At 67.6% G+C, this 9,963-nt stretch carries 10 protein-coding genes; 7 read left to right on the forward strand and 3 right to left on the reverse strand.

Going from position 1 to position 9,963, the window contains the following annotated elements; genetic code table 11:
- The first annotated feature begins 593 nt into the window (after positions 1–593).
- Positions 594–2,081, forward strand: a complete 1,488-nt coding sequence (locus tag IJH84_RS22540; protein WP_295148716.1) for a transcriptional regulator — start codon at positions 594–596, stop codon at positions 2,079–2,081.
- On the opposite strand, the gene IJH84_RS22545 is transcribed toward IJH84_RS22540, so the two are convergent.
- From IJH84_RS22545 to IJH84_RS22555, 3 genes are all read right to left on the reverse strand, one after another.
- Entirely contained in the window at positions 2,056–2,400 is a 345-nt protein-coding gene (locus tag IJH84_RS22545; protein ID WP_295148718.1) for a signal peptidase I, read from the reverse strand. The two genes, IJH84_RS22540 and IJH84_RS22545, sit on opposite strands and share 26 nt — an antisense overlap.
- Positions 2,400–3,974 (reverse strand): transcriptional regulator, encoded by a 1,575-nt coding sequence (locus IJH84_RS22550; protein ID WP_295148720.1) that lies wholly within the window; start codon positions 3,972–3,974, stop codon positions 2,400–2,402. Before IJH84_RS22550 ends, IJH84_RS22545 begins: the two co-directional genes overlap by 1 nt.
- A gap of 139 nt (positions 3,975–4,113) precedes the next feature.
- The gene (locus IJH84_RS22555; RefSeq protein ID WP_295148722.1) at positions 4,114–4,494 is read right to left on the reverse strand and encodes an XRE family transcriptional regulator; all 381 of its coding nucleotides are present in this window, start codon (positions 4,492–4,494) and stop codon (positions 4,114–4,116) included.
- Positions 4,495–4,652: 158 nt separating this feature from the next.
- On the opposite strand from IJH84_RS22555, the gene IJH84_RS22560 reads away from it, so the two are divergent.
- From IJH84_RS22560 to IJH84_RS22585, 6 genes are all read left to right on the forward strand, one after another.
- Positions 4,653–4,862: a helix-turn-helix domain-containing protein gene (locus tag IJH84_RS22560; protein WP_295148723.1), complete on the forward strand. Its 210-nt coding sequence runs from the start codon at positions 4,653–4,655 to the stop codon at positions 4,860–4,862.
- Complete coding sequence (locus IJH84_RS22565; protein WP_295148725.1) at positions 4,859–5,206, forward strand: WhiB family transcriptional regulator; 348 nt, start codon at positions 4,859–4,861, stop codon at positions 5,204–5,206. Before IJH84_RS22560 ends, IJH84_RS22565 begins: the two co-directional genes overlap by 4 nt.
- A gap of 2 nt (positions 5,207–5,208) precedes the next feature.
- A complete protein-coding gene (locus IJH84_RS22570) occupies positions 5,209–5,535 on the forward strand; it encodes a hypothetical protein (RefSeq protein WP_295148730.1) in 327 nt (108 codons plus the stop codon).
- 2 nt (positions 5,536–5,537) lie between these two features.
- Positions 5,538–6,227: a hypothetical protein gene (locus IJH84_RS22575; protein ID WP_295148740.1), complete on the forward strand. Its 690-nt coding sequence runs from the start codon at positions 5,538–5,540 to the stop codon at positions 6,225–6,227.
- Positions 6,224–8,350: an FtsK/SpoIIIE domain-containing protein gene (locus IJH84_RS22580; RefSeq protein ID WP_295148733.1), complete on the forward strand. Its 2,127-nt coding sequence runs from the start codon at positions 6,224–6,226 to the stop codon at positions 8,348–8,350. Before IJH84_RS22575 ends, IJH84_RS22580 begins: the two co-directional genes overlap by 4 nt.
- 151 nt (positions 8,351–8,501) lie before the next feature.
- Positions 8,502–9,963 (forward strand): recombinase family protein (locus IJH84_RS22585; protein ID WP_295148736.1); only part of this gene is annotated, 1,462 nt, incomplete at its 3' end.

The raw sequence follows: 9,963 nt of genomic DNA on the forward strand, positions 1-9,963 counted from the left end.
CCCGGGTTCCGCGGTCGGCTCGACTGCGGTCGGGTCGAACTCGCGACGGCACCACGAGATCAGCCATTCGTCACCGGCCACGCGGGCGCAGTGCACGACGCGCTGTGACTCGCCGACGATTCCCGGCTTGTATTGGAACCACTGGAGCGTCTCGGTCAGGAGCGATCTCCTCGGCAGGGTGGCCGCGGGCGGAGCCGGGTGACGGGGGTTCCCGGCTCCGCCCGCGGTGGTGTCCGGCGACGGCATGAGGGAGGCGGAGTGCGCCGCGCCGGACGGCTTCGGACCTTGATTGGGTCGGTCCGTGTCAGACTGAAATCAGTGTGTCCGTGCTGATATCGGCCGAGAACGACCTCGGGGCGACTTGCGGGCGACACGAGGCGACCTCTGCGGGGAGGGGATCGGTGGTGTGGAGCTACCGGACGGTGCTCGAACAGCGGATACGTGAACGTCGGCAGACGTTGGAGGAGTTCGCCGAGTACGCGGAGAACTTCGCGCGCGAGTACGGCGAGCCGGGCACGCTCGGCGTTCGGCACCTGCAGCGGCTCGTGTCCGGGTGCGGACCCGGCGGAAAGCCGCTCGGACCTGTTCGGCCGGTGACGGCTCGGCTGTTGGAGCGGATCTTTGGTGAACCGATCGACACGTTGCTTGCCGAACCGGTCGAGTCGGCCGAGGCTGAAGCGCTGACGAGTTCGGCCGCGGATGGTGGCAGCGGGCCGCCGGTTCAGAACCGCCGGAGTGCCAATAAGGCCGCGAGGTCGTCTCGACCGGCAGCACTCGGCACCGACGTAGATGCGAGCGACTTCGGCTCAGCGCTCGATTGGCTCGATGAGCACGCCGGATGGTCGCCTGATGCCGCCAAGCACAAGGTGCGGTCTCGCCTGGCTCGGCTGAGTGCCGGTGAACTCCTGGACCGCAACGCGCGACGATCCCGCGTGCGGCGCAGCGAAGTGGCCGATGCGCTCGCGGACTACTACGGGCAGTCCTCCGCGGACTGCTCCCTCTACAACGTTGCGTGCGACGGAAACGACTTCCGGACCAGCATCGTCACGCGCCCGGAGTGGGTTGACTTCGGCTGTCCGGTGACTCCTGACCGTGATCTCCTGACGCTGGACGAACGCGAGTCCTCGACCGGCGCCGATCTCGACACGAAGCGGGCCGTTCACCGGCTGGCGGAAGCGGCTGCGCTGGACGTGCGGCTGACCAACGCGCCGCTCTACCGCCTCCAGGACGTGGATCTGACGAACGGCAGTATCAGCGGTTTGGTAGGGCTGACCCCGTTCGTCGAGTACGCGCTTACCGCGGACCTGCTTGAAGGTGAACTTCTCGACGCGATCAGCGCCGGGCAGTCAACTCGACCGTCTCGGCTACCCCTGCGGAACGAGTACCTGCCGGACCTTGCCGCTGTGCTGGATCTGCCGGGGCGGGTCTGCGCCGGCGGTCCGCTGGCGCTCTGCGCGATTGCGCGGCCGGCTGATCCGTACCGCGGCCCTGCGGACTTCGCGCTGCTGGTGCAGGAGCGTTCAGGCAGCGTGCTCAACGCAGCGGGTCAGCTTGCGGTTATCCCGAAAGGCTTCCACCAGCCTTTGAAGGAACCCCGTGCGGAAGCACGCATCGGCGCGACGCTCCGGCGAGAGGTGGAAGAGGAGCTGTTCGGCCGAGCCGAAGTGGACAGCACGGCGGGCGAATCGCGTGTTGCGTCGCCGATGCATCGAACTCGGTTGTCCGAGCCGATGCGGTGGCTCTCGGACGACCCGGACCGGGTGCGGATGGAGTGCACCGGGTTCGGGTTCAACCTAGTGAGCGGGAACTACGAGTTCGCGAGCCTGGTCGTCATCGAGGACGAGGAGTTCTGGGCGCGCTACGGCGGCGCGATCGAAGCGAACTGGGAAGCTTCCGGGCTGCGGCTCTACTCCACAGAGGACCGCGAGCTGCTGAATCAGCTTGTCGCCGACGAGCGGTGGAGCAATGAAGGGCTTTTCGCGCTGCTCCAGGGAATCCGCAGGCTCGGCGAGCGCGACGATCCCCGGCTCGATCTGCCCACAGTGGACGCCGCCTTTACGAGGTCGGCCAACGGACGGTGATCACCACGGCGTCCGTCAGCGCCTCCCACTTGTGCTCGTGCCCTGGCCCCCACACCGCGTAATCGCCCTGAGTTTCCAGTGTCACGCTGGTTTCCGCGAGATCGAGTCGGAACCGGCCCTGGACGAGCAGGAGCATCGTCGTGCGCTCCGCGTCGGATGCCCACTCGGAGCGCTTCTCGCCGGGCTCGTGGATGCCCCACTTCACTTCGACGCCGGTGGAGTGGCGCACATCCTCGGGCGGCATGAAGTGACCGAGGAGCCAACCGCGGGTGTCCTTGCCGTCTTCAGCAGCGTTCCCGCGGTACCAGTTGTCGCCCACTACTTGAGTTCCCATCCGATGTCCGGCAGGTCCACCCGATCCCCGCCGAGGTCCGACAGGCGCCGGAGCCCTTGCAGGAAGGCGAACAACCCTTCGTTGCTCCACGCTACATCGCGGACGAGTTCGGCCAGGTAGTCGCCGTCCAGGCTGGAGTACTGGCGCAGGTTCGACGCCTCCCAGTTGGCTTCGATCTGTCCGCCGAACCGCTTCCAGAACTCCTCGTCCTCGATCACGATGAGACCGGGGAACTCGAAGTTCCCGCTCACGAGGTTCAGGCCGAAGCCGGTGCACTCCATGCGTATCCGGCCGGGTTCCTCGAACAGCCAGCTCATCGGCTCGGTCAGTCTGCTTGGGTGCATCGGATCGGCCTTGCGCTGATCGCCCACCGTGTTGTCGATCTCGTCGCGGCCGAACAGCTCCTCTTCCATTTCCCGCCGCAGCGTGGCGCCGATCTGCGCGTCGGCGCGTACGTCGGTCAACGGCTGGTGGAAGCCCTTCGGCGTGACCGCGAGACGACGAGAGGCATTCAGCACGTGGCCGGAACGCTCCTGAACCAACAGCAGGTAGTCGGCCTCACCGCGGAACGGGCTTGAAGGACGGGCAATCGCGCAGAGTGCGAGCGGGCCGCCCGAACACAGCCGAGCGGCTGTATCGAGCACCGAAGACACGTCGGGAAGATGCCGATCCCGCAAGGGGAGCGCGCCCGGTTCGGGCGCAGTTCCTGCGGCCAGCGCGTCGACCAGTTCGCCTTCGAGTAGATCCATCGTCAGGGCATACTCGACGAACCGGGTCACGCCAAGCGAGCCACCGATCCGGCCGCCGTCGAAGTCGACCCCGAGTAGCCGATAAAGCTGCATGTCGACAAGCCGGATTCCCATCGTCAGGGTCTCCGCCAGTCGCTCGACCGCTCGCGAAGCAGCTTCCTCGTCCAACGAGACATCGGCATCGGCGTCGGGTGCCACGCGCAACCGGTCGTGCGAGGCGATGAGCGGGGCACCGAGGTCGAGCCAGTCCGGGCTGGTCAGGATGCTCGTCGCGGATTCGTGGTCGCCGTAGTTCGCGCTGTAGAGGCCGTGCGCTCCGGGACGATCGCGGTAGTACTCGCTGAGCGCGTGCGCGATTTCGCGTTGGTTCACGCGCCCGCGCTTGGACCCGCGATCTTCCAAGGAACGTCTGTCGAGTTCGACCAGCCGCGTCGCGGTCTTTCGCCGAGCGGTCCCGGGCTCCCAACCGGCGTGCTGGTCGATCCAGTCGAGAGCCGCGCCGATGTTCCGATCACTGCTCAACCGCTGTTCGGCGTCGGTGGCCGCCGGATCTTGCGCTGCCTGCTCGGGCGCCGGTGAATGCGCGGTGAGCGCGGCGAACCGATCTTTCACCGACGCCGATGCCTGATCCAAAGCCGTGTCGAGAAGCTGTTGCATCTCCGGCTTCGGCCGCATATCCGGCTTCTGATGCGACCCGGCCACGGTTCGCGTGGCTACTCCGAGATGTTCCGCGAATCCCTCGTTGCTGAGCCGTAAAGCCGCCTGCAAAGCGCAGGCGGCGCTCCCGGTCCATCCGCTGGTCATGTCCATCCGTCAGCGCTCCGGAATGGCGTTGTGCATTGGTTCTGCACCGGGCGTGCACTGGAAGTGCGTCGCTGATGCATGGGGATCGAGCGCGATTCCGGATGAAATCAATGGCATGGAAATCAGCAGCTCCGAGGAATCGCTTCTACCGGTTCGGGCGGACATGCTCGACCACCGTTTTCAGGTCGGATTGCAAGTCGTCGAGACGCTCGGTGATCTCGGTGAGGCGCTGTTCGACGGCCTCCAAGCGGGACGCCATAGCGTCGCCGCGGTCGGCCTCTCCTGGCAGCTCAGGCGGTGTGTAGCCGTGCAGCACGGCGTCCAAGTGCTGCGGCTGCCACCCGAGGGTGGTGGACAGGGACTCCAACGTCCGCGAGCTTCGCCGCCGCTCCACCGTGTGGTGCTGGATCTCGCGAACGATTGCCTGCGATACGCGGGACCGGTCCGCGAGTTCCCGTTGACGCCATCCGAGCGCGTTCACGCGCTCGTTGATGGCGGCGGCGACTGCCGCCCAATCTTCCGTCACCTATTCCTCCGCGCTCCGCCTCGGCGCCGAGGTTAACGGTTCTCCCTCCGCTCTCCACCCGTGACACCGCGCTTTTCGCGGAACGGGAACCTTCATGACCATTGAAGCGCTGATTTCATCAATATACGGATGAAATCATTATCCCAAGGGGACTTTTCATGCATTCCGGAATTCGTGACGCCCAGCGGTCGGCCGTCTACACGGTTCGCCAAACCGCTTCGATCCTCGGCGTCGAACCCTCCGCCGTCTCTCGCGCCATCCGTGTCGGCAGCCTGCGGGCCGTCCGGCAGCGCGGGCGGCTGGTCGTCCCGGCTCGCTCGCTCCTGCGGCTGCTCGGGCAGCCCTCCGAGTCCGGAGGTGGCCGGTGAACAGCCCGTTCAACGACCTGCGGCTGATCAGCATCGCTTGGCGGCTGGACCGCCTGCGCTGGGTGGCGACCGCGGCACTTGCCGAGATCGTGCGCCGCGACGGCACCTGTATGTGGAGCGAGCCGCACGACGAACCGCCGTGGAGCGGCGAACAGCTCAGTGACCGGGAACTCGCCGAACGGCTCTGCGCGGGCTGCCCGGTTCAGGACGAGTGCTTGGAACTCGAACTCCGCACGGCGGGCGCGGACACGGTCGGCGTGTTCGGTGCCTTGCCCGAGGACGACCGGCGCGACCTGCTCATGCATTGGCAACAGCGCGGCGAACGCGCCGAGGGAGGTGACTGACCATGATGACCCAACTGACCCCGCTGGAGATCATGATCGGCGTCGCCGTGCTGGTCGCCCTGATCGGTTTGCGCAGGGCGAGTGCGCGGGCCGCTCGGCGGGCAAGCGAGGCCGCGCGGACGGGAACGCGGCTGATGTCGCTGACCAGTCGAGTCCTGCTCACCGCGGGCGGGATCGTCGGTGTGCAGTGGCTCGTGATCAGCCACGCCGACAACCGGGCGTTGCTGTGGGCAGTGCTCATCGTTCCGGCGATCATGGCTGCTTACGCCTTGACACGGGCAATGACAGTCACGGTCGAGGAGCCGCGCCGGAAAGGCGGGCGGCGATGAACATGCGGGGAGTGGAGCGCGGGTGGTCGAGGCCGCCCGCCTCCACCGAAGCCGAAGCGGTGGAGCGGACCCGGATGCAGGTCGACCGGTTGTGCTGGACGGGAATCCTGCTCGGGCTTGCGTTCACCATGACCAACGTCCAGAGCTTCGCGGCAGCGGGCGCGGCGATGTGGTCGCTGGCCTGGTGGGCCGCGTGGCTGCTCGATCCGATGGTCTCGCTGGTACTGCTGGCGGTGCTGCGCGCCGAGCAGGTCACGGCCCGGTACGGCATCCGCACCGGAGGATGGGTTCGTGGAGCGAAGTGGTTCACGCTCGCGGCCACGTACGTCATGAACACCTGGGAAGCGTTCACGGATGCCTCGGCGGCACTCGTGGTGCTGCATTCCGTGCCGCCGCTGGTCGTGTTCGTCGCCGCCGAGGCGGTGACGGATCTCCGGGACAAGCTGAGCGAGGCCGCGCGCGACATGGCGGTGAACGCTGACGAGCAAGCCGAAGCGGACATCGAACCTCCCGCGAACAAGCGGCGGGTGTCCTTCGACGAGTACCTGAGTCGGGCGCGGTCGGCCTGGCGGCCGGGCATGTCGGTCACGCCTGCGTGGGTCAGGCAAGTCACCGGTTGCTCCCGCGGCCTGTCCTCGCGGTTGGCGTCGACGCTAGCGGCCGAAGTGGACGGAAGCGAGGTCCACGCATGAGCACGAATCCGAACGAAGTGGAGCGGCACATCTTCGAGGCGGACATCGTGGACGACGAGCCGCCAATGCGGAAATCGGGATGGTGGCGCCGGTTCGCCGAGTGGTGGCGTCGTTCATCGTGGGTGCCCGCCGCGCTCCGTTCCCGGCAGGCGTTCAGCGGTGCCGCTTTCGATGCCGCCGCGTTCACCGTGTACTCGCCGAAGCTCTTCGTCGGCGCGGTCTGGCGCGGTGCCGTGCTGGCCGCGCGTGCCTGGCGGCGTTGGGTGGGAGTGCGCGACTACCGGGACGCCGCTGAGCACTCCGAAAAGCTCGCCGACAAGTTCATCGAGATCCGTGAACTCACCTTGTTCCGGTGGAAGGTCACGGGAGCGGTGGCGCTGTTCGCTGCTGCCGTGCACGTGGTCCTTTGGGTCTGCTTCGGGTCGCTGGCGCTGTGGATCGCCGGAGGTGTCGCGGCTGTGACGCTGGCGATCGTGGGTCGCCGCAAGGAAGGCGCGCCGGGTCGCAAACCGGTTCTGTCGGGTCCGCGGTCGTTCGCGTGGACGATGGAACCGCAAGTCCTGGTCGACGCCTTCCGGGACGCGAAGCTGATCGGCAAGGACGAGTCGCTGCGGCTGGTCGAACGCGCGGCGCGGGCCGGGGACGGCTGGGCGATCACAGTGGACCTTCCGGCGACGCGGAAAGCCGCCGACGTGGTCAAGAATCGGGAGGCGCTGGCTTCCGCGCTGGCGGTGGATGAGGTTCAGCTCATCGTCGAGCGGGTCCGCGGGCGCGGCGGCCACGCCGGGCGAGTCTTCCTGTGGGTGGCGGACGAGGACCCTTACGCCGGGCCGCCCGTCCGGCTTCCGCTTCTCGATGCGGAGTGGTGGGACGCCTGGCGGCCGATCCCGTTTGGGCTGGACGCCCGTAATCGGCGGGTCGACCTGCCGTTGGTATGGACGTCGCTGCTCGTGGGCGCGATTCCGCGGCAGGGCAAAACGTCGGCCGCGCGGATTCCGGCCGCCGGGCTGGTCCTCGATCCGTACACCCGGCTCTACGTGTTCGACGGGAAGGGCGGCAAGGACTGGGAGGCTGCGGAAGCGGTCGCGCACCGCTTCGTCTGTGGTGACGAGATCGAGCACACGACGGCCGTCCGAGACCATCTCGTCGAGCTGGTCGCCGAGGTCCAAAACCGCTACTCGCGGATGTCCACACTGGATGACGAGATCTGCCCCGAGTCGAAGATTACCCCTGCCATATCGAGGGATTCGGCGCTCGGGATGCCGATCACCGCTGTGATCATCGACGAAGTCCAGGTGTTCCTGGAGAACTCGGAGCGCGAGGAAGTGGGCGGGCGCAAGACGACGCTCGGCGGGTACATCGCGGACCTGCTGACCTACCTGGCGCGGAAGGGACCGGCGGTCGGCATCGTGGTCATCCTGGCAACTCAGCGGCCGGACTCGAACACGATCCCGTCTCGGCTGCGCGCCGTTCTCGGCTCGCGGTTCGCGCTGCGGGTGATGGACTGGCGGGACTCCAACATCGTGCTCGGCGAGCAGATGAACACCCGCGGCTTCGACGCATCCGCGCTGCTGACCCATCACAAGGGAGTAGGAATCCTCCGGCCGGACGGGGACACCGACGCCGGAGAGGAGACCGTCGCGCTGACCGTGCGGACCTACTACATGGTCAACGCCGAGTGGCGGAGCATTTGCGAGCGGGGCCGCGCGCTTCGGGAGGCGGCCGGGACGCTGACCGGTCACGCGAGCGGCGACGACGACCAGGAGGCGATCGACGAAACCGCCGTGGTCAAAGCACTCGGCACGGGAACAGCCGCAATGCCCGAACCGGAGAACCTGCCCGAACCGTTGGCCGCGGTGTGCCACTACCTCGGCCCCGAACTCGACGACCGGGAGTTCGTGCCCACCGCGGAACTCGCCGACGCGCTCGACCTGGCTCCCGGCGTCTTCGCGCAGCAGATGGGCGACTTGGGGTGCCGTCCGACCCGCAACCGGATTCCTGCGGACGACGGAGAGACCCGGCGCGTTCGCGGCTACTTCACCGCGGAGATTCGCGCCGCGGTGGAACGGCTCGCGACAGATGAAATCGGCGCCGATGCAGACGGGGAGGATGAGCAGCCGTGAGCAGGGGAGACGAGCGAGACGAGGCGGTCACCGTCCACGTCCCGGCAGAACTTCCCGAGTTGACCCCGCAGACCTGCCGCGCGTTGCTTGCCATACTGGTTGACATCACCGAGAGCGAGGCCCCGGACCGGCCTCGGGAGGGGAGGTGCAAGTGACTGCTGAAATCAGCCATGACCCATGGGCGACGCTCGACGAGCTGATGGGCGTCGAAGTCGCTGAGCCCACCGACCACGCGATCGGCCCGGTCGCGTTCTACGGGCGGTGCTCGACCGAGGACAACCAAGACCCGGAGACCTCGCACTCCTGGCAGCTCGACACCGCGCGGAAGTTCGTCGAACCACTCGGCGGGACCGTGGCCGCCGAGTACTTCGACATCGGTCAGTCCCGGTCCGTGCCATGGGAGCGCCGCAATGAAGCCGGGCGGCTGCTGGCGGCGTTGAAAGACCCGGGCCGCGGCTGGAACGCGGTCGTCGTGGGGGAGGGGACGCGGTGCTGGTTCGGCAACCAGTTCTCGTTGATAGCCCCGAAGTTCGCCGCCAACGGTGTCGAACTGTGGGTGCCCGAACTGGGCGGGAAGTTCGACGAGCGCAATCCGTCGCACAAGATGCTGATGAGCGTGCTCGGCGGCATGAGCGAGTCCGAACGCCAGCATGTGCAGGCCCGTGTCCGGGCCGCGATGGATGCTCAGGTGGTCAACGAGGGCCGTCACCAGGGCGGCCGGGCGCCGTACGGCTACGTCACCGTCGACGGCGGGCCGCACCCGAACCCGCGCAAGTCAGCCGAGGGCTACCGGCTGCGCGTCTTGGCGATCGAGGACGAGTCCGCCGCGGTCGTGCGGCGGGTCTTCGCCGAGTACATCAGCGGCAAAGGTGATCGGGCCATCGCGAACGGGCTCAACCGCGACGGTGTCCCGTGCCCGTCCGCGCGGCGGCCGGAGCAGAACCGGCACCGGCTCGCGGATGGGTGGCAGAGCAGCACGGTGCGCGCGATCTTGGAGAACCCGCGCTACACCGGCTATGCGTTCTTCGGCCGCTGGACCCGGCAGGAGACGCTGATCGACCCGGACGACGTGGCCGCCGGAAGCACGATCCGGTTCCGGCGCTCGAACCCGGACCGCATCGTGAGATCGAGAGAACCGGCACATCCCGAGATCATCTCGGTCGAGGACTTCACTCAAGCTCAGTTACTACGCCGGTCGAAAGCCTCCGGCGGGCTGAAAACCGCACGTAAGACCGAGCGCAGTGGGCGGCCTACGAAACGCACCTACCTGTTCCGCGGACGCATCCGGTGCGCGGTCTGCGGCCGAAAGATGGAGGCGAGTCCGCGGGCGCACGGGATGTACTACCGGTGCCCGGCGCGCACGCTCGCGCCCGGCTCACCGGCGCTGGACTCGCACCCGCCCGCGGTGTACCTCCGCGAGGACATGATTCGGGACGCCGTGAACGACTGGCTCAGCCACGTGTTCGCCCCCGAGAACGTCGATCAAACCGTGGCCGGATTGGTCGCCTCACAAGGCGACTCCGGCGGTGTCCCGAGCGAGCGGGCCAGGCTGAAAAACAAGCTCGCCGACGCCGAAACCCGGCTGAGCAAATTCCAGGCAGCGATCGAAGCCG

This window comes from Saccharopolyspora sp., assembly GCF_017434145.1.
In the GTDB taxonomy this organism is placed as follows: Bacteria; Actinomycetota; Actinomycetes; order Mycobacteriales; family Pseudonocardiaceae; genus Saccharopolyspora_C; species Saccharopolyspora_C galaxeae.